Source organism: Pantoea sp. SGAir0215, assembly GCF_043543215.1.
The window spans coordinates 515,357-535,167 of record NZ_CP028031.1; the positions used below are offsets into that span (position 1 = coordinate 515,357).

Annotated in this window: 21 protein-coding genes; 15 read left to right on the forward strand and 6 right to left on the reverse strand. The window is 50.8% G+C overall.

What is annotated here, in order from left to right; genetic code table 11:
• Positions 1-11 precede the first annotated feature (11 nt).
• Genes rfaF through C1N64_RS02585 form a run of 5 tightly spaced genes read left to right on the forward strand, consistent with a single transcriptional unit; the run spans position 12 to position 5,410 of the window.
• Positions 12-1,070 carry an ADP-heptose--LPS heptosyltransferase RfaF gene (rfaF, locus tag C1N64_RS02565; protein WP_394515221.1) on the forward strand — a complete coding sequence of 353 codons (1,059 nt, stop codon included), beginning with the start codon at positions 12-14 and terminating at the stop codon, positions 1,068-1,070.
• Entirely contained in the window at positions 1,058-2,026 is a 969-nt protein-coding gene (rfaC, locus tag C1N64_RS02570; RefSeq protein WP_054632875.1) for a lipopolysaccharide heptosyltransferase RfaC, read from the forward strand. Before rfaF ends, rfaC begins: the two co-directional genes overlap by 13 nt.
• Entirely contained in the window at positions 2,023-3,192 is a 1,170-nt protein-coding gene (locus tag C1N64_RS02575; RefSeq protein WP_054632874.1) for a glycosyltransferase, read from the forward strand. The genes rfaC and C1N64_RS02575 overlap by 4 nt, the downstream gene beginning before the upstream one ends.
• Complete coding sequence (locus tag C1N64_RS02580) at positions 3,189-4,445, forward strand: O-antigen ligase family protein (protein ID WP_394515222.1); 1,257 nt, start codon at positions 3,189-3,191, stop codon at positions 4,443-4,445. The genes C1N64_RS02575 and C1N64_RS02580 overlap by 4 nt, the downstream gene beginning before the upstream one ends.
• Positions 4,442-5,410, forward strand: coding sequence for a glycosyltransferase family 2 protein (locus C1N64_RS02585; protein ID WP_394515224.1), 969 nt, complete (start codon positions 4,442-4,444; stop codon positions 5,408-5,410). Before C1N64_RS02580 ends, C1N64_RS02585 begins: the two co-directional genes overlap by 4 nt.
• Before the next feature lie 25 nt (positions 5,411-5,435).
• Here the strand turns inward: C1N64_RS02585 and C1N64_RS02590 are convergent, their stop codons facing one another.
• A complete protein-coding gene (locus C1N64_RS02590) occupies positions 5,436-6,404 on the reverse strand; it encodes a polysaccharide deacetylase family protein (RefSeq protein WP_394515225.1) in 969 nt (322 codons plus the stop codon).
• Positions 6,405-6,724: 320 nt separating this feature from the next.
• On the opposite strand from C1N64_RS02590, the gene C1N64_RS02595 reads away from it, so the two are divergent.
• Positions 6,725-7,810, forward strand: coding sequence for a glycosyltransferase (locus tag C1N64_RS02595; protein WP_394515489.1), 1,086 nt, complete (start codon positions 6,725-6,727; stop codon positions 7,808-7,810).
• Between the two features lie 102 nt (positions 7,811-7,912).
• Here the strand turns inward: C1N64_RS02595 and C1N64_RS02600 are convergent, their stop codons facing one another.
• A complete protein-coding gene (locus C1N64_RS02600; RefSeq protein WP_054632869.1) occupies positions 7,913-8,995 on the reverse strand; it encodes a glycosyltransferase family 9 protein in 1,083 nt (360 codons plus the stop codon).
• Positions 8,996-9,159: 164 nt separating this feature from the next.
• Here C1N64_RS02600 and C1N64_RS02605 point away from each other — a divergent pair, with 164 nt between their 5' ends.
• From C1N64_RS02605 to coaD, 6 genes are all read left to right on the forward strand, one after another.
• Positions 9,160-10,161: a glycosyltransferase gene (locus C1N64_RS02605; RefSeq protein ID WP_164482765.1), complete on the forward strand. Its 1,002-nt coding sequence runs from the start codon at positions 9,160-9,162 to the stop codon at positions 10,159-10,161.
• A gap of 73 nt (positions 10,162-10,234) precedes the next feature.
• Positions 10,235-11,311: a putative lipopolysaccharide heptosyltransferase III gene (rfaQ, locus tag C1N64_RS02610; RefSeq protein ID WP_033738063.1), complete on the forward strand. Its 1,077-nt coding sequence runs from the start codon at positions 10,235-10,237 to the stop codon at positions 11,309-11,311.
• Complete coding sequence (locus C1N64_RS02615) at positions 11,304-12,440, forward strand: glycosyltransferase family 4 protein (protein WP_394515226.1); 1,137 nt, start codon at positions 11,304-11,306, stop codon at positions 12,438-12,440. Before rfaQ ends, C1N64_RS02615 begins: the two co-directional genes overlap by 8 nt.
• 90 nt (positions 12,441-12,530) lie before the next feature.
• Positions 12,531-13,805 (forward strand): lipid IV(A) 3-deoxy-D-manno-octulosonic acid transferase, encoded by a 1,275-nt coding sequence (gene waaA, locus C1N64_RS02620; RefSeq protein WP_394515227.1) that lies wholly within the window; start codon positions 12,531-12,533, stop codon positions 13,803-13,805.
• The gene (locus tag C1N64_RS02625; RefSeq protein WP_324029425.1) at positions 13,805-14,584 is read left to right on the forward strand and encodes a glycosyltransferase family 2 protein; all 780 of its coding nucleotides are present in this window, start codon (positions 13,805-13,807) and stop codon (positions 14,582-14,584) included. Before waaA ends, C1N64_RS02625 begins: the two co-directional genes overlap by 1 nt.
• Positions 14,581-15,060: a pantetheine-phosphate adenylyltransferase gene (coaD, locus tag C1N64_RS02630; protein ID WP_006121252.1), complete on the forward strand. Its 480-nt coding sequence runs from the start codon at positions 14,581-14,583 to the stop codon at positions 15,058-15,060. The genes C1N64_RS02625 and coaD overlap by 4 nt, the downstream gene beginning before the upstream one ends.
• Here coaD and mutM read toward each other — a convergent pair.
• From mutM to radC, 4 genes are all read right to left on the reverse strand, one after another.
• A complete protein-coding gene (gene mutM, locus C1N64_RS02635; protein ID WP_033738058.1) occupies positions 15,057-15,866 on the reverse strand; it encodes a bifunctional DNA-formamidopyrimidine glycosylase/DNA-(apurinic or apyrimidinic site) lyase in 810 nt (269 codons plus the stop codon). The two genes, coaD and mutM, sit on opposite strands and share 4 nt — an antisense overlap.
• Before the next feature lie 69 nt (positions 15,867-15,935).
• Positions 15,936-16,103, reverse strand: coding sequence for a 50S ribosomal protein L33 (gene rpmG / locus C1N64_RS02640; RefSeq protein WP_001051798.1), 168 nt, complete (start codon positions 16,101-16,103; stop codon positions 15,936-15,938).
• A gap of 20 nt (positions 16,104-16,123) precedes the next feature.
• Positions 16,124-16,360, reverse strand: a complete 237-nt coding sequence (gene rpmB, locus C1N64_RS02645; protein WP_006121249.1) for a 50S ribosomal protein L28 — start codon at positions 16,358-16,360, stop codon at positions 16,124-16,126.
• A gap of 238 nt (positions 16,361-16,598) precedes the next feature.
• Positions 16,599-17,255, reverse strand: coding sequence for a RadC family protein (gene radC / locus C1N64_RS02650; protein WP_033738055.1), 657 nt, complete (start codon positions 17,253-17,255; stop codon positions 16,599-16,601).
• Between the two features lie 181 nt (positions 17,256-17,436).
• On the opposite strand from radC, the gene coaBC reads away from it, so the two are divergent.
• From coaBC to slmA, 3 genes are all read left to right on the forward strand, one after another.
• Entirely contained in the window at positions 17,437-18,657 is a 1,221-nt protein-coding gene (coaBC, locus tag C1N64_RS02655; protein WP_058701585.1) for a bifunctional phosphopantothenoylcysteine decarboxylase/phosphopantothenate--cysteine ligase CoaBC, read from the forward strand.
• On the forward strand, positions 18,635-19,093 hold the full coding sequence (gene dut / locus C1N64_RS02660; RefSeq protein WP_058701564.1) for a dUTP diphosphatase: 459 nt from the start codon (positions 18,635-18,637) through the stop codon (positions 19,091-19,093). Before coaBC ends, dut begins: the two co-directional genes overlap by 23 nt.
• Positions 19,094-19,213: 120 nt before the next feature.
• Positions 19,214-19,810, forward strand: a complete 597-nt coding sequence (gene slmA / locus C1N64_RS02665; RefSeq protein ID WP_006121245.1) for a nucleoid occlusion factor SlmA — start codon at positions 19,214-19,216, stop codon at positions 19,808-19,810.
• Position 19,811: the final 1 nt, after the last annotated feature.

Genomic DNA, 19,811 nt, shown 5'->3' on the forward strand with positions numbered 1-19,811 from the left:
GGATACCGGTAATGAAAATTCTGGTGATCGGCCCGTCGTGGGTCGGCGATATGATGATGTCGCAAAGTCTCTATCGTACGCTCAAGGCCGAACATCCTGATGCGGTGATTGATGTGATGGCACCTGAATGGTGCCGTCCTTTACTTTCCCGAATGCCTGAAGTGAATCAGGCGCTGGCCATGCCACTCGGCCATGGTGCGCTGGCGATAGGCGAGCGCCGCCGTTTGGGTAAATCACTGCGCGATCAGGGTTATGATCGCGCTTACGTGTTGCCCAACTCATTCAAATCGGCATTGGTGCCCTTTTTTGCGGGTATTCCTCGCCGCGTCGGCTGGCGCGGAGAAATGCGCTATGGTCTGTTGAATGATGTGCGGGTACTGGATAAGGCCGCGTTTCCTTTAATGGTAGAGCGTTATGTTGCGCTGGCCTATGACACGCCTTTCCGTTCAGCCCGTCAACTGCCACAACCCTTGCTGAAACCGCAGTTACAGGTCAGCGAAGCGGAAAAAAGCGTAATGGCTGCGCAGTTTCAACTTTCCTCTGAGCGCCCGGCTATTGGCTTTTGCCCCGGGGCCGAATTTGGTCCGGCAAAACGCTGGCCGCATTTTCACTACGCCGCGCTGGCAGAACAGTTAATTCGCGAAGGGTTTCAGATCCTGCTGTTCGGTTCAGTAAAAGATGGCCCCACTGGCGAAGAAATCATCGCGTCGCTGCCCGAGACAAGTCGTGATCATTGCCGCAATCTGGCAGGTCAAACCCAGCTGGAACAGGCTGTCATTATGCTGGCCCAGTGCCGGGCGGTAGTGAGCAATGACTCTGGTCTTATGCACATTGCCGCCGCGTTGAACCGCCCACTGGTGGCTTTATATGGTCCCAGTAGCCCGGACTTCACCCCGCCGCTGTCGGATCAGGCGCGTATCATCCGTTTAATCAGCGGTTACCATCGCGTCCGTAAAGGGGATGCTGAGCAGGGCTACCATCAAAGCCTGATTGACATCCAGCCTTCACAAGTCCATGAAACATTACGCAGTTTGTTGCGTGAAGCCCAGGAGAGTTCATGCACGTCCTGATTGTTAAAACCTCGTCAATGGGGGATGTGCTCCATACGTTACCTGCCCTGACTGATGCTATGCATGCCCTTCCCGGTATTCGTTTTGATTGGGTGGTAGAAGAAAATTTTGCCCAGATTCCTGCATGGCATCCCGCCGTTGATAAGGTTCTGCCCGTTGCAATCCGTCGCTGGCGTAAGCACTGGTTCGGCAGCGAGCAGCGTGAAGAACGTGTTCGATTTAAACGCGATTTACAGTCTCGCCACTATGATGTGGTGATTGATGCTCAGGGGCTGATTAAGAGTGCCGCACTCGTGACGCGTCTGGCTAAAGGTGTCAAGCACGGTCTGGACAGCCGCAGTGCGCGTGAACCCTTTGCCAGTTGGTGGTACGACAAAAAGCACGAGGTCAGTAAGCAGCAACACGCAGTAGAGAGGACCCGGGAACTGTTCGCGAAAAGCCTGGGTTATGAGAAGCCGCAAACGCAGGGAGACTATGCTATTGCTGGCCATTTCCGCAATGTGGCATTACAGGGTGAAAACGCTTATCTGGTCTTCCTGCATGCCACGACCCGTGATAACAAGCACTGGCCGGAATCCCACTGGCGCGAGTTAATTGAACGGCTCCAGCCGACAGGTTTGCGCGTAAAACTGCCCTGGGGCGCTGAGCATGAGCATCAGCGTGCGATCCGGCTGGCTGAGGGTTTTGAGCATGTAGAGGTATTGCCCAGGCTCACTCTTGAAGCGGTTGCTCAGCAGCTGGCAGGTGCGAAAGCTGTTGTCTCAGTAGACACAGGTTTGAGCCATATGGCAGCAGCACTGGACAGACCCAATATTACGTTATACGGTCCGACCGATCCCGGCTTGATTGGTGGTTACGGACAAAATCAGCATGTTTTGCGTCCTGCAGAGGGCAGCAAATTGGCAGATATTAGCGCTAAGGACGTGGCAGATATGGTTTTTGAGATTACCGCATGAAGAAACTTCATATCATTAATCTCGGCAAAATGGGTGGCGTTGAGCGTCTTTTCCTACAGTACATCAACGATTTTTCTGACGGGCGTGACGATGTTATTTGCATCAGTAACGAGATCGATGATGACATTCGCCGTCACATCCCTCAACAAAAAATCATCTTCGCCAATCGATGGTTAAATAACCTGAAAATAAAAGTCCCCCAATTTCTTCGGAAATATTTGCTACAAAAGCGCGTAGAGTCGAGCGATGCCGATGTAATCGTCGTCTGGGATTTGATTCCGGGATTAAGCGCAAAACCTGAGCGGGCAAGTCTGGTTTATTACGATCATGGCTGCTCATGGCGATATCCCAAAAATAAAAAAACGCTGGGCTTTATGGCCATGCTGGATGGTGTCATTTCTGCTTCTTATGCCTCTAATCGCGTGATGCAGCTTCGTTTTAATCTGCCCTGTCCCCATCACGTAGTGATTAACCGCATCATGGTGCCTCAGGGAATCCATTCTGGCATCCGGACGCTAAATAACCCGATCCGTCTCGGCACTGCTGCTCGTCAGGTTAGCCTGAAGGGTATTAGCGTCGCGCTGTTAGCTTTAAAGGAATTACGCCAGCGCGGCCGGAATGTCGTACTGGAAATTGCGGGAAAAGGGCCCGATCATGATGCTTTTGTTGCACTCGCTAAACGTTTAGATATCAGCGAATTCGTTACTTTCAGCGGTTTTCAGCATGACATTGGTGCATTTTTCAATCGTATTGATATTTATCTCAGCACACCTGTCACTGAACCCTTTGGTCTTTCCTGTATGGAAGCACTCTATTTCGGCGTCCCCGTGATATTCCCGATGATCGATGGACAACCTGAAGTGGTCAGGCATCAACAATGTGGCCTGGGGTTGATTCCTTCAGTAACGATTGATGAACATGAAAAATTAACAGGAATTCATGTGGATTTCCCTTATAAGATTTACGATCCTGTGCGGGATGTAATGCAAGACGCCAAACTGGTTTCTCATATTGATTGCGCCGATGCCGTTGACGTTTTATCTCAGCATGAAACCTATCAGCAATACAGTGACACAGCAAAAAACTGGACAGCAGAACATTTTGATTATGCGCTGTTTAAGACAGAATTTAACGATGCTTTAATGGACGTTATAAGAAAAAAATGAAAACTGACCATTTAATTATTAAAAAAGAGGCCTTATCTCGCACTATAAAAATACTTATTTTTATAGGATGCATCTTTTCCTTTATTACTTCGCCATTCGGTGGTTCTCTTGGCAGAAATGCGTTTTACCTGACGAGTTATCTCTCTTTTTTAGCTGTCGTTTTCAATCTAAAAACTTATCTCGTTAACAAACGTAACCTAATATTACCTGGGGCATTTTTTGCTGTTGGGATTATCAGCATAATCTGGACAGTAATGTATAAACAGCCCGGTGATTTTATTAGTCTTTATCGACAGTACCAGTCGACAGGGCGACTACAGATTGCTGCCGCATTTATTTTACTTGTGACGCTCAATGAAAAAGCAGCCCTGCAAAAAAATACAATCATTGCTGCCATTCTTTGTGGGCTGGTTGTGAACGGCTATGCGATTTACCAGGGCATTGACATGCATATTCATCGTGTAGAGCTGAATTTCGACAGGGCGACGGTTGCCGCCTATATTATTACGGCGGTTAACCTGGTTTTCATTAAAGCGGTCTTACTCTTAAATTCAAGACACAGAGTCCTGCTTTTCCTTGCTGCCTTTACCTTTAGCTATGCTTCGATCGTGCTGACCGGAACGCGGGCCGCGATGCTTGCTTATCCAGTCCTGACCTTGATCATTGTGCTGATGAGTACTCACATCATCAGCCGCCGACATAAAATCATTCTGTTCACGCTGGTCCCTGTGATGATTGCGCTAAGTGCAGCCATCTTCCATAACGTTATTGCTTTGCGCATTCAACAATTTAATGAAGATATTGCGCATAAGCATGAGCAAAAAGGTGAAAACTCGATTATTTCGCGCTTAAGTATGCAAACTGTGGCATTTCGGACAGGCTCAGAAGCCATTTGGGGAGAGTCCGCTGAGCAAAGAGCGGAGGAAGCAAAAGCCATTGTGGCAAAAGAACCCGCACTTTATGGCGCGCTTACTTATCTCACGGTTCACATGCATAACGAAGTAATGGAAACCTTTTCGATTAAAGGCATTCTGGGCGTGCTGGCGCTGATTGGCCTGTATTTCTGTTTATTATATAATGCTCTGCTGCCTTATCGTAATCCAGCGTTGTTGGCCGTGACCATTTCGCTCATAACCTATGGTCTGAGCGACGTCATCTTTTTTAGTACTGAAGGCACATTGATCTATTGCCTGGCTGTCATCATGAGTATCTTACTCATAAAAACATCCGATGGATTACAGGAAACGGAATGAGTCAACACCGGGACTGGCTATTAAGCATCATCATCCCTCTATATAATAGTCAACAATATATTCATTCTTGCCTGACGTCGCTGTTCATTCAGGCAGGTGAGGATATCCAGGTCATCATTATCGATGATGGTTCGACAGATGACTCTGCGCTGCGTGTTAAAGAATTGCTGAGCACAAATCCACCCTGTTCAGTTGAATTTATCCAGCAAACTAATCAGGGCGTTTCTGCTGCCCGCAATGCAGGCCTTCAGGAAGCCAAAGGTAAATTCATTACCTTTCTGGATGCTGATGATTTGCTCAGCAGGAACTATCTCTCAATTATCCGGCCGCTATTGTTAGCCGATGTGGATGACCTGATTGATTTTAATTATGCCCGATTTGAGCACAGTATTCCGGAAGCCACAGATGACGAACTGCCCCAACGCATCGCGTACGATTTTTCAGGTCAGGGGTTGAATTGCCTGAATTCACTCTTTACCCGATCCATGTGGCACCTGTGGAATCGCATTTACAGACGCACTTTGCTGGAAGGTGAGCGCTTTGAAGTAGGGAGACGTTACGAGGACGTGATGTTCACTCCCTTTCAATACCTGAAAACACAAAAAATCGCTCATGTTGAGAACACACTCTATTACTACCGTGATAACAACCACAGTATTACGCGGAATGTACGCAAGAGTGATATTCAGGATATGCTGTTCGCGATGAACAAAATGTGTACGATGGCGCAGTCAAATAATGAACTGCGCGATCTTGCGGCGGGCATGATCGTTAATTGCTTTAATGAAGTCAAAAGCATGTCGAAAAAAGTTTATGGCTTTTATCATTATGACAATCAGACTAAACACGCAATCAAGTCTGCGGCACGTCTTTGCAAGGGCAGTTGCAAAACAAAAAAATACATGCAAATGCGCTACCCGGAAGTCGACACGTTTTTTTCATGGCTTCGCTACAAAAGCCAATAGCGGGCCTTTAACGTTCCCCCGGTCATCACACCGGGGAATGTTTTTTCTTTAGGGCGTATTCAGTCAGCGTCATGCCCTGAGTGCGTACCTGAAGCCAGCTAAACAGCTGTTCCAAATCATCATACAGACGGTCTATATCAGCGTGGTTTTTGAAGGTCGGGCTCCCGTCTGGCATAAATTCAGACGAATGCAGCATGAACTCAACATAATCATTGCCCTGCGCCAGGGTTTGTTCAACCACCTGTTTCATTTGTGCCAGATTTCCACCCACGGGCCTCAACCAGTTTACCCTTGCTCCTCTTGATTTACCCCGAACATTATCCCAGGCTTTTTTTAGCGTATTTTTCAATGCACCATGCCGGTACTGAATGCTCATCGGTAATTCTAATAAGGTCGAGTCGCCAGGTTTCGAAATGTCGTTGATATCGACATAATAAGCCTGGTCAGGGAAACCACTGTAATCGGTACCGCCCGTTCCCTGAGGTGCCCCCAACGAATTGCGCCAGTCAACACGTGGTGTGACGGAGCAGTCCACCAGATAACCATGCTCAATTAGTGCGCGTGCGTATATTTCATTAAAGGCCCAGCGACCGGCCCGATGACTGCGCATTTTTGTCTCAAAGGCGGTCTCAAGCAAATCCGTCATACGGGCGACTTTATCCCGCAGGATGTTTTCAGGATATTCAATCAGGTAAGGTTTATAACGCCAGTCATCTTCAGTCAGCGCATAATCAGGAGGACTATACCAGGCGTGCAGATGCATACCGATTTCACCCTGCCCCCGTGAAAGAAGGTCACGCCCGAATTCAACATAAGCCGGATCGCTAACCATTTCATAGTTGGTAAGCCAGGTAGGTTTGAACGCGTATTTTTCGCACAGAGACTGAAAACGTGGCAAAAACCGAACATTGTGCGTAGTGACATTGCCACTGCGATTGCGCCAGATATTATCGCCTTCAGTATCCAGGGTGATTAAAAACGCGGGTTTGTCCATAACTTATCCAACAAGCGGTAGAGATCATCCTGCTATGTTACGCAGGGCAACCGACGCAAGCAAAACTATAATTGTCCACAGCACGATCTTTATCCGTGGTCAGCCGCTAAGTGATATCCTAGAATAATGCGTTTAATCAGGATGTCTTCATCGTAAAAATACGGTAGAAGTATGGCGATGTTTTCTTGATATTCAGTGAGATACCTCAGAACAGTCCGGTCCGTTTTTTGGTATCCCTTTTATGACGGGAAATGTCAGCGTTGAGATCATGCATAAATTGTCGGCGTTGATGAGGTGGTAAGTTGTCCAAGCGTATTTTGATGATAATTGATGGGTTACCCGGCGGCGGCGCTGAAAAAGTGGTGCTGACGCTGGCTCAGGGTATGATCAATGAAGGACATCGCGTATCGCTTTTTTCACTGCGGGACGTTTGCGATTATGCCCTTCCGGCAGAGCTTGATTATCAGGTTATTCGCGACACATGTCGTCGCCCCTGGCGGAAGCTCACAGAAACAGCTCGCCGTGCCACTCTGCTGGACAATGCCGTCCGACTCAGCGAGGCCCGGGAGGGCAAATTTGATTTAGTGCTCTCACATCTTCATAAAACTGACCGCATTGTAAGCGCTTCGCGTGCACTTAACGCCCTTAAGACCTGGTACTGCATCCACGGCGTCTTTTCAGCCTCTTATCTGGCGCGCAAATCCGGCTTTTCGTTGTGGCTTAAACGTCAGAAAATCCGTCACGTCTATCGTAATCGCCAGGTGATAGCCGTTTCTCAGTATACGCTCGATGATCTGAGGACACGCGTTGGCGTGAAACCTTCCCGGACCGGTGTGATTTTCAATCCTTTTGATTTTGATGAAATCAGACAACGCGCATCAGAACCGTGCCCACTTGCAGGCACTGAATTTCTTCTACATATCGGGCGCTTTCATGAAACTAAACGCCACGACCGTTTGCTGGATGCTTATGCGCAAAGTGGGATTCACGCACCTTTAGTTCTACTGGGTCAAGGCAACGAAGGGGCAAAAGAAAAGTTATATCGTCTGGCTCAACAATTGAGTATTTCAGACCGCGTACAATTTGCAGGCTTTCAGTCGAATCCTTATCCCTGGCTACGGCATGCGCGAATGCTGATTTTGAGTTCGGACAGTGAAGGATTTGGCAATGTGCTGATTGAAGCCATGAGCTGTGGAACGCCGGTGGTCAGCACGCGATGCCCCGGTGGACCTGCAAGTATTTTAACCGGCGATTTAGCACGCGGTCTTTCTGAAATGAATGCCGCCTCGCTGGCTGAAAAAATGCGTGACATCTACGCTAATCCGCCCGATTTGAACCAGGTGGACTTAAGCATCTATAGTCTTTCCACGATTTGTCACCAATATCTGCAGTTAGCGGAGACCTGAACCCTCGCGCTCGCCGTTACTTAATTTTTTTGCTCGTTAGCCGTTCTGTCATCGCCTTAACAGATGACAGGAACGGCATGTTCGAGAGGGGCTATGTCTTATTCAGGACGTCTGAAAAAAAACAGGCGACTCACAGAAGGTTGACTGCCTGTATTCTCCTTTTTGCGAGATCCCCTCGAGTTCTCGCCAGGCGTGGATAACGTATTCCGGGGTGAAATCATTGCTTTCACCAGAAGGTGACTGCAAAATTTTGTATTCACCTGACCACGGATGCCAGCCAAGGGCATCCGTATCACCAAAAAACACGACCTGTTTTTTGTGCAAACCCGCTGCGATATGCATTTGACCGCCGTCACTACACAAAATCTGATCACAGCAATGAAAACCCGCCATCAGATCACGCACTGACCCTGTAGGATAGGCTGCTATTCGTGAAGAATTAACTAACTGTAGGAGCTTTTCAGCACGCGCGTTATCTCCCATATCCTCAGGCCCCAGCGCACCCTGAGGTGACCAAAACAGTAATACGCGAGCCTTTTCATCCTTTAAGAGGTGATGGATAAACGCAGCATAATTATCTATTGCCCAGCGGCGCTTTGCACAGCGACTGCTGATATGCACGCCATAAGTCTGGCCCTCAACGGGAAACAACGCATGTACACGCGATTCTGCCTCCTCCCGCTCTGACTTTGTCAGATAAACTCTTACGGGGGGAACGTCGGGTAAATGAGCGGTTAACGATGAGAGGTAAGAGTAGGTGTGTTCAACCTGATGATTTCCAGAAAAATCTGCGCTACTGAAACTTCGGGTAAACCCTTGATTAGGCTGGCCCGCGCCAATGATATTTGTTGCTCCCGCTAAACGTGCGAGACGCAGGCTGTACCTGCAGGGCACCGGATTGGCCAGCACTACCGCATCAAAACGAGTCTGACGCAACATCCAGAAAATTTTCAAACGATGCCAGTAGACACCCATTGCGCTCTCGTTTTTACTACGGTGTTTGGCTTTTTTATAGACATGTAGCGAATCAATGTGGGGATTATTCAGCACCACATCCTGCGCGACTTTGTTAACCAATAATGTCAGTTTTGCCTCGGGAAAAACCTTTTTAATACCTTCCAGCAGCGGGGTGGTACACACCATATCCCCGATGTTATCGCGCCTGATGACGAGAATATTTTTCATACTGTGCCCAGGTTAAAACAGTCATAGCCGGGCTTTTGATCACCCGCACGCAAAAGTTGCATAAAAAATAATTTCTGCTACTCGTTTATTTGACCCTAAATGCACAAAAAGTTCTGAATGCTTTCGTAATAATGCGGGCAAAGTTCCGCCTAGATTTCACTAAAATGCATAATGCCGTGATACAGAATTCGCCTTTATTGTCCATTATCACGCCGATGTTTAATGCTGGTGCCGGTTTTGAAAGCTTTATCCAGTCTTTACTGGCGCAGACGCTCACATCACTTGAAATCATCATCGTTGATGATGGTTCCACCGATGACTCCGGTAAACAGGCTGACAACTACGCGCAACGCTATCCTCACATTCGGGTCATTCACCAACCAAACGGTGGCGTATCCCGTGCGCGCAATGCTGGCCTGGCAGTGGCTCGCGGCAAGTACGTGACCTTTCCTGATGCTGATGACACCATGAAGCCCGACATGTACCAGACGCTGACAGATATGGCAGAAGCGGATAATCTGGATGTAGCGCAATGTAACGCTGAATGGTTTTTTCCGGCCGACAATGCGATTCAACCGCTAATACCGCTGGAGCGCCTTTCTGGCACGACAGTTCTCAGCGGCCCAGAGTGGCTTAACAAGGCGCTGAAAACACATCGCTATAAGCATGTTGTCTGGCTGGGCATTTATCGCCGTGAACTGATTGAAAAAACAAAACTGGCGTTCGAACCCGGACTACACCATCAGGACATTCCGTGGACGACAGAACTTATGCTCAATGTGCAGCGCGTGCGCTACACCGACAGACAACTGTACCGTTATCATACGCATGACGCTTCAATCAGTAACCGCAAGCGCACCGGACAGGCCAATGTCGAATATCAGCGCCATTACCTGAAAATTGCCAGAATGCTGGAAGAGATTAATGCGCGCTACCGCGATAAAGTTAAAATATACCCGACGTTCCATTATCAGGTAACGCACGAAGCCCTGAGCGTTTGTCACAGTATTCGACGTGAGCCCGATGAGGCTGCGCGTCAGGCGATGATTGCAGATGTGTTCGCGACCGGGACGCACAAACGTATGTTGCGCAATGCACGTGGTATTAAGCAGTGGTATCACCTGCTGCTGTGGCTGGGACGGATTTATTACTGGCGCAGGAAATAAGCGCCGTCACTTGCTTTAACCCCTAAAGGGTTTGCCCTACAATCAGCTCACTGAATTTTGAGAGCATTTGAGTATGACAAGCCCGATTCCAGTCCAGTTTGCACCGAAAAAAATACTGATAATCAAACTGCGTCATCATGGCGACATGCTGCTGACCACGCCTGTCATCAATGCTTTGCATCGGCATTACCCACAGGCCGTGATTGATGTTCTGCTCTATAAAGAAACCCGTCCTATGCTGGAAGCACATCCTGCCATCCGCCATCTGCATGTCATTGACCGCGGCTGGAAAAAGGAAGGTGGCTGGCAAAAATTCCGCCATGAAATGGCGCTGGTCGCTGCCGTCCGCAACTGTCAGTATGACCTGGTCATTAACCTTGCCGATCAGTGGCGCAGCGCCATTATCACCGGTTTATCTGGTGCACCAGTACGTATTGGCTTTGCCTTCACAAAACGTGACAAGGCCATCTGGCGCTGGTGCCACACGCATTTGGTTACCACTGAAAATCATGAGCAATTACACACAGTGGAACAAAATCTGTCCGCACTTTCTCCATTGACTATTCCAGCGGAAGGCATCGGTGCCTCAATGCATTTCAGCCCCGACGATGCGCAAAAAGTGCAGGACAAGCTCCGTCAGCAGCAGGTTGCCGGGGGCTATATTGTTTTACAGCCCACTTCACGCTGGCAGTTTAAATGTTGGGAAGAGGACAAGGTCGCGGCCACCATCGATCAGTTAGCCCAAGCCGATCGCAAAGTGATACTGACGGCAGGCCCCGATGCAAATGAACGGGAGATGGTCGAACGTATTCTGGCACAATGCCATTCCCCTCACGTTATCTCGTTTGCGGGTCAACTCTCTTTACCTCAGTTGGCGGCGCTTATCGCGGGCGCGCAACTCTTTATCGGTGTCGACTCCGCGCCCATGCATATGGCGGCGGCGCTGGATACACCCTGCATCGCCCTTTTCGGACCGACCAAGCTGCAGCACTGGCGTCCGTGGGGAGATAACAATCGGGTGATCTGGGCGGGCGACTATGGATCTCTGCCCCATCCGGATTCTATTGATACCCGGACCGATCAGCGTTATTTATCGGCCATCCCGGTTGAGGATGTCGTGAATGCCGCAAGGAGCTATCTGAATGCGTAAGTTACGTCTGGCCATTGTCCGGCAAAAATATCGTCCTGATGGCGGCGCAGAACGGTTTATCTCACGCGCGCTGGAAGCGCTGGGAAGTGAGCAACTGGATCTCAATATCATTACCCGCAGCTGGCAGGGCAAACCCAACCCAGACTGGCATCTGCACATCTGTAATCCAGGCAAACTGGGGCGGGTTTCACGCGAGCGAGGATTTGCACAGGCTGCGCGGGCCTGCTGGGAGCGGGAGAAGTTTGATATCGTACAAAGCCATGAGCGCATCGCAGGCTGTGATATTTTTCGGGCCGGCGATGGCGTTCACCGTGTCTGGCTTGAGCAACGTGCCCGCATTGTATCACCACTACAGCGCCTGAGTGCCAGCCTGAGTCCTTACCATCGTTACGTTTTGCGGGCGGAAGCGGACATGTTCCAGTCTCCCTCACTGAAAGCGGTGATCTGCAATTCTGAGATGGTAAAACAAGACATTTTGCGCTGTTTTACGCTGCAGGCAGACAAAATACACGTTATCTACAATGCGATTGATGCCACGCGCTTTCAGCCTGCGACCGAGGCCACGCGCCATGCCATGCGGACCCAACTGAATCTGCCCACCAACGCGACAGTGCTGATTTACGTGGGATCGGGTTTTGAACGCAAAGGCCTGAAAGCGGCCATTGAAGCGCTGGCCCACAGTCATCGTTATCTGATTGTGGTAGGCCAGGACAAACAGGTAAAACGTTATCAGCAGTTGGCTAATCAACTGAACTGCCTTGACCGCTTGCGTTTTGTCGGCGTGCAGCAGGACGTACAGCCTTTCTATCATGCTGCCGATGGTTTGCTGCTGCCGACCTTATATGATCCCTTCCCCAACGTCGTACTGGAGGCGATGGCCTGTGGTTTACCGGTCATTACCAGCACCGGCTGTGGCGGCGCTGAGTTTATTCGCGAAGGCCAGGAAGGATTTGTTCGCGATGCGCTGGATATTAAAGGCCTGAACCAGGCGATAAACGCCCTGTCGAGTCTGACCGTCGACGCGCGAATGGGAGAAGCGGCGCGGCGCAGGGTTGAGCCATACAGCCCACAGCACCTGGCGCATTCCCTTACCTCCCTCTATGAGCAGGTGCTGCGTACCCAATCATGATGTGAGATGAGTGATCATGCTGTTTCTGATAATATGCAGTAATCTGACTTTAAACTGCTTTTTTGACGCCAACGTGTCATAACGGTAACTATGACGACCATTTACACCGCATTGCTCTATTTCATTCAGCCACTCATCTGGCTGCGCCTGTGGCTGCGCGGTCGTAAAGCCCCGGCCTATCGCAAACGCTGGGCAGAGCGTTATGGCTACTGCGCCGGAAAAGTGAAGCCGGACGGCATTGTCCTGCATTCGGTTTCTGTGGGGGAAACGCTGGCGGCGGTGCCGTTGGTACGCGCGCTGCGTCATCGCTATCCTACCCTGCCCATTACCGTGACCACCATGACGCCAACCGGTTCGGAGCGCGCGCAGTCCGCTTTTGGCAAAGATGTACACCATGTCTATTTGCCTTACGACTTACCCGGCGCCATTAATCGTTTTCTTGATACGGTGAATCCACGTTTGGTCATCATTATGGAAACGGAGCTGTGGCCTAATATCATCCGTATTCTGCATCAGCGCCATATTCCGCTGGTGATCGCCAATGCTCGCCTGTCAGAACGCTCAGCCAAAGGCTATCGCAAGCTGGGCAAGTTTATGCGCAATCTCCTGCAGAGCATCACGCTGATCGCTGCGCAAAATGCCGAGGATGGTGAGCGTTTTATCCAGCTTGGGCTGAAACGCTCTCACCTGTCGATCACCGGCAGCCTGAAATTCGATATTTCAGTTACTCCCGAGCTGGCGGCACGCGCCGTCACGCTGCGTCGCCAATGGGCTCCGCGCCGTCCGGTCTGGATCGCGACCAGTACACATGAAGGTGAAGAAGCGATTCTGTTGGATACGCATCGCCGTTTACTGGAGACCTTTCCCGATCTGCTTCTGATTTTGGTACCACGCCATCCTGAGCGCTTCAACGATGCGCGCGAACTTACTCAAAAACGTCACTTCAGCTTTACCTTACGCAGTAGCGGAGAGATCCCCTCCAGTTCAACACAGGTTGTCATTGGTGACTCAATGGGCGAACTGATGCTGCTCTACGGTATAGCCGACCTGGCTTTCGTAGGAGGCAGCCTGGTTGAGCGTGGCGGTCATAATCCGCTGGAACCGGCAGCCCATGCTATCCCGGTACTGATGGGCCCGTATACCTGGAACTTCAAAGATATTTGCAGCAAACTGCAGGAGGCACAGGGATTGATCACTGTGACTGACGCGGCGTCGCTGGAAAAAGAAGTGACGAATTTGCTACAGGATGACGACTATCGTCGTTATTACGGTCGCCACGCCGTCGAGGTGCTACACCAAAATCAGGGTGCGCTGCAGCGCCTGCTACAGTTACTTGAACCTCATTTACCGCCACGGGCTCATTGATGACCGCTACGCGCCAACGCCTTTCAGTGGTGATGATTGCCAAAAATGAAGCCGCCTTGCTGCCTGACTGTCTTGCGTCAGTCAGCTGGGCCGATGAAATTATCGTGCTGGATTCCGGAAGTACCGATGACACCTTCTCGCTGGCTCAACAGGCCGGCGCACAGGTTTTTCAGGCAACGGAATGGCAGGGTTATGGAAAACAACGCCAGAGGGCGCAAAGTTTTGCCAGTGGCGATATGATTTTGATGATCGATGCCGACGAGCGCGTGACGCCAGAATTGCGTCAGGCGATTGAACAGGTTCTGGAAGCGCCGCCGGGGCCAACCGTTTACAGCCTCAGTCGTAGCAACCTGTTCCTGGGCCGTTTTATGCGTCACAGCGGCTGGTATCCTGACAGAGTGATGCGTCTGTATCCTCGTACACTGGGTTATAACGATAATCAGGTCCATGAGTCACTCAAGACCGAAGGTGCGCCCGTTAAGGTACTGAAAGGGGATTTACAGCATCTGACCTGCCGTGACCTGATGGTTTTCCAGCGAAAACAACTGGCTTATGCTGAAGCCTGGGCGCAGGAAAGATTCCAGCATGGAAAAACGTGCAGCCTGTTTTCTGTCTTCAGTCATACAGCGGGTGCCTTTGTAAAAACGCTGCTGCTGCGTGCCGGATTCCTTGATGGCAAACAGGGCTGGCTACTGGCAGTCGTTAATGCCCAGTACACATTCAATAAATATGCAGCGCTTTGGGCGCTAAATAAGACTTCGGCGGAAGGGCGCACATGACGACAAAAGCGATTTATCCTGGCACCTTCGATCCCATTACCCTGGGCCATATTGATATCGTCACTCGTGCAGCACAGATGTTTGATCGGCTTGTTGTGGCGATTGCCGCCAGCCCGAGTAAAAAACCGCTGTTTACGCTGGACGAAAGAGTGGCGCTGGCGCAACAGGCCACTGCACATCTGCCCAATGTCGACGTGGTCGGTTTTAGCGATCTGATGGCAAACTTCGCCCGGGCGCAGCAGGCAAATGTGCTGGTTCGTGGATTACGTGCCGTGTCCGATTTTGAATATGAAATGCAGCTCGCGCGTATGAACCGACACCTGTTGCCAACGCTGGAAAGCGTATTTTTAATGCCTTCAGAAGGCTTTTCTTTTATCTCATCGTCACTGGTCAAAGAAGTGGCGCGGCATGGTGGCGATGTCTCTGCCTTCCTGTCCGCACCTGTCCATCAGGCCTTACTCGCAAAGCTGCCTTAATGCTGGCAGTTGGGGCACCAGTAGGTGCTGCGCTGCCCGTGCTTCCCACTCACAATCGGCGTGCCGCATGCCCTGCAGGGTTCGCCAGCCCGGCCGTAAACCTGTAACTCCTGAGCAAAATAGCCTGGCTTGCCATCGCTTTGTAAAAAGTCACGCAATGTCGTTCCACCCTGCTCGATAGAGCGGAGCAGTACCGCTTTAATAGTGTTAGCCAAAAACGCCGCTTCATCGTGAGACAAGCTCATCGCTGCTCGATCAGGCAGGATCCCTGCTGTAAACAGTGACTCGCTCGCATAAATATTGCCCACGCCCACCACGACTTTATTGTCCATCAACCACTGCTTGATCACCGTTCGCTTACCGCGGGATTTTTCAAACAAATAGTCGCCACTGAATATTTCACTCAGTGGTTCTGGACCTAAATGGGCAAGTACGCTGCTTCCGTCCAGATCGCTGCTCCACAACCAGGCACCAAAACGTCGGGGATCGGTGTAGCGCAGGACCTTCCCGTTGCTCATCACCAGGTCAACATGATCGTGTTTGGCGGCAGGCAATTCTTCGGGCAGAACGCGCAGACTGCCAGACATACCAAGATGGATAATGATCCAGCCGTGTGGCAGCTCAAGCAAAAGGTATTTAGCGCGCCGCTGAACACTCAGTACTGGCTGATCGCTTAATGCGAGGATTTCATTGGATACCGGCCAACGCAAGCGTGCGTTGCGAACGACGGCGTGAAGAATTGTTTGACCAACCAGATGTGGCTCAATGCCGCGTCGGCTGGTTTCTACCTCTGGCAACTCTGGCATAACCTCTCCCCTGCGCATTACACAAACAAAAAACCCGGCCGGAGCCGGGTTTTTAGCAGAACACCAAAATTATTTAATTTTGGCTTCTTTGTAGATCACATGCTGACGTACAACCGGATCGAACTTTTTCAGTTCAAGTTTTTCTGGTTTAGTACGTTTGTTCTTCGTGGTGGTATAGAAGTGACCTGTACCAGCAGAGGAAACCAGCTTGATCTTCTCACGAATACCTTTAGCCATGATTCAGTTCCTTAGTACTCTTAGTACTTCTCACCACGGGCACGCATGTCGGCTAACACCGTATCAATGCCCTTTTTATCAATAATACGCATACCTTTTACAGATACACGCAGAGTAACGAAGCGCTTCTCGCTCTCAACCCAAAAACGGTGTGAGTGCAGGTTCGGAAGGAAACGGCGTTTCGTCGCGTTCATTGCGTGGGAACGGTTGTTACCGGTCACCGGACGCTTTCCAGTTACCTGGCAGACTCGTGACATGTCTATTCTCCAAAAATCAAATCAGCTCGAGCTTTAAAAATTAGGTTTTGGCCGCCTCGTCAGGCTTGCAGCCCGCCAGGCGAGTTCCATGGAACCCGCTAAGCTGGCCTAACCGCCAAACCCGAGATTCTCAAAGGTGGCGTAGTATACGCCGCTCGGCCCAAGTGCTCAAGTCCCGAACAGATAAAGATCCCGAATGATCGTGTAAAAAGCCGCCACCTGGACCAGATTTTCAGGCTCAGAGCCATCCGCGTTCGACAAATGAGACAGATTGACCGTGTCCAATCACCAGATGATCAAGCAACCGGATATTCAATAAGCGACAAGCTTCGCAGATTTTTAGTGTAATGTCGCGGTCAGCCTGGCTGGGTTCAGCAATTCCTGACGGATGGTTATGCGCCACGATGAGCGCAGCCGCGTTGATTTTCAGGGCTTCACGCACAATTTCACGAGGATGGACTTCGACGCTGTTGATGGATCCGGAAAACATTTCTCTGGCCATTAATACCCGATGTTGATTATCCAAAAACAGCACGACAAACACCTCACGCTCCTGCCTGGCCAATAATGTCTGCAGGTACTGACGCGTCGCTGCGGGACTGTCAATTGTGCTCTCACGCGCCAGCTGGCTGGCGAAAAACCGTTTGGCCAGTTCTGCCACTGCGCGCATCTGAATCAACTTGATTTCGCCAGCGCCTTTAATGCCCTTAAAGTCTGCAGCCGTCGCATTAACGATATTATAAAGCGACCCCAGCTCCTGCAGCATCTGCTGCGCCAGCATCATGACAGGAACGCCTTTTGAACCTGTTCGTAAGAAAATCGCTAACAGCTCTACGTCACTTAACGCATCCGCACCCCATTGCTGAAGTTTTTCTCGTGGTGGCAAATTTTTCATTGCTGCTCTCCCTGTCGCCCCCTGTATCATCGCGTGCGAACCTATCCGCCACCAGCGCGTGATTGTGATTCTCCGGCATGTCTCGCAAACGCAGCCATTGAAAAGGTGCATGCCACGTTTTGTGATAAAATTCGGCCATTACACCGTCCCTGCGACGGCAATCGAAAATGAGGTCAACAGCATGATGGGATTAGCCGGTAAAAAAGTTCTTCTGGGCGTCAGTGGTGGAATTGCTGCCTATAAAACCCCCGAGCTGGTCCGTCGTCTGCGCGATCGCGGTGCCGATGTCCGCGTGATGATGACTGAGGGCGCAAAGGCTTTTATCACACCACTCAGCCTGCAGGCCGTCTCCGGTTATCCTGTTTTTGATGATCTGCTTGACCCGGCAGCCGAGGCCGCAATGGGACACATTGAGCTGGCCAAATGGGCTGACCTGATCGTGCTGGCCCCGGCCACGGCCGACCTGATTGCGCGCATTACGGCAGGGATGGCCAATGATTTAGTCACCACTGCCGTGCTGGCAACAGCAGCGCCTGTCGCGATTGTGCCGGCGATGAATCAGCAGATGTATCGCGCTGCCGTAACGCAGGAAAACCTGGTCAGGCTTCAGGCGCGCGGCCTGTTAATTTGGGGGCCAGACAGCGGCAGCCAGGCCTGCGGGGATATTGGCCCCGGTCGCATGCTTGACCCTTTAGCTATCGTTGACCACGCCGTACAGTGGGCCGCGCCCGTCAACGACCTGCAACATCTCAATATTATGATTACCGCGGGTCCCACCCGGGAAGCGATCGACCCCGTGCGTTATATCAGCAACCACAGTTCGGGAAAAATGGGGTTTGCGATTGCGGCGGCGGCGGCAAAGCGCGGCGCCCGCGTTACGCTGGTAAGCGGTCCGGTTGCCCTGCCAACGCCCGCCGGCGTTAAACGAGTGGATGTGACCTCGGCCCTGGAAATGCAGGCGGCGGTAATGGGGGAGATAAACGCACAACATATTTTCATTGCAAGCGCAGCCGTGGCAGACTACCGGGCAATTGAGATCGCGGATGAAAAAATAAAGAAACAGGATGACGATGAGAAAGTCAGCCTGCAGCTCATTAAAAATCCCGATATTGTCGCGGGGGTGGCGGCCTTAACGCAGAGCCGGCCATTTGTGGTTGGATTTGCGGCTGAAACCCAGAATGTGGAAGAATACGCCCGAAAAAAACGCGCGCGTAAAAACCTGGACCTGATTTGTGCTAACGATGTGTCAAAAGCAGGCCACGGGTTCAATAGCGACACCAATGCTCTTCACCTTTTTTGGCAGGAAGGAGAAAAAACCTTACCGCTCAGCGATAAGTCACTCCTTGGTCAACTTTTAATAGACGAGATTGTCAGCCGTTATGATGAAAAAAATAGACGTTAAAATTCTTGATGCGCGCGTCGGCAAAGCGTTTCCCTTGCCGACCTATGCGACACCGGGTTCCGCTGGGTTAGACCTTCGTGCCTGTATTGATGATGTGATGGAAATCGCACCCGGCACAACCACATTAATTCCTACCGGTCTGGCTATTCACATCGCCGATCCGAACCTTGCCGCCGTGATTCTTCCGCGCTCTGGCCTGGGCCACAAACATGGTATTGTCCTGGGTAATCTGGTTGGTCTGATTGATGCCGACTATCAGGGACAACTTATGGTATCGGTATGGAATCGCGGGCAGGAAAGCTTTACGCTTCAGCCGGGCGACCGCATGGCCCAGATGGTTTTTGTCCCTGTCGTCCAGGCCGAATTCAATCTGGTAGACGAGTTTGACGCCAGCTTGCGCGGTGAAGGTGGCTTCGGTCACTCAGGCCGTCAGTAACCAGCACGACCGATTTTCACTTACGCCAATCTTATTATTTCTCATCGCCCCAAGGCTTTCTCTTGTGGCAGATGCGTAGGTGTTGCCTGTATATGGTGAAATTCAGGGGTTTTTAAGGGCATGGCAGAGAAAAAAGTCGTAAAGCGGAATCGCCGCGAGGAGATTTTGCAGGCGCTGGCGCAGATGCTTGAGTCAAGTGATGGCAGCCAACGCATTACTACTGCAAAACTGGCGGCTAACGTCGGTGTATCGGAGGCGGCGCTTTATCGTCACTTTCCCAGTAAAACGCGGATGTTTGACAGCCTGATCGAATTTATTGAAGACAGTCTGATTACCCGCATCAATCTGATCCTGAAAGATGAAAAAGAAACAATGGCGCGCCTGCGTCTTATTGTGCAACTGATTCTGGGATTTGGTGAGCGTAATCCGGGGCTGACGCGGATTTTGACAGGTCACGCGTTAATGTTTGAACAGGACCGTCTGCAGGGGCGCATTAATCAGCTGTTTGAGCGCATTGAAGTGCAGCTACGCCAGGTGATGCGCGAACGCAAAATGCGCGAAGGTGAAGGCTTTCAAACGGATGAAACCTTACTGGCCAGCCAGCTGCTGGCCCTGTGTGAAGGGCTGTTATCGCGGTACGTCCGTTCCGAGTTCCGGTTTAGCCCAACGGCCGACTTTGACACCCGCTGGCCGCTGATTGCGGCACAACTGGTGTAAT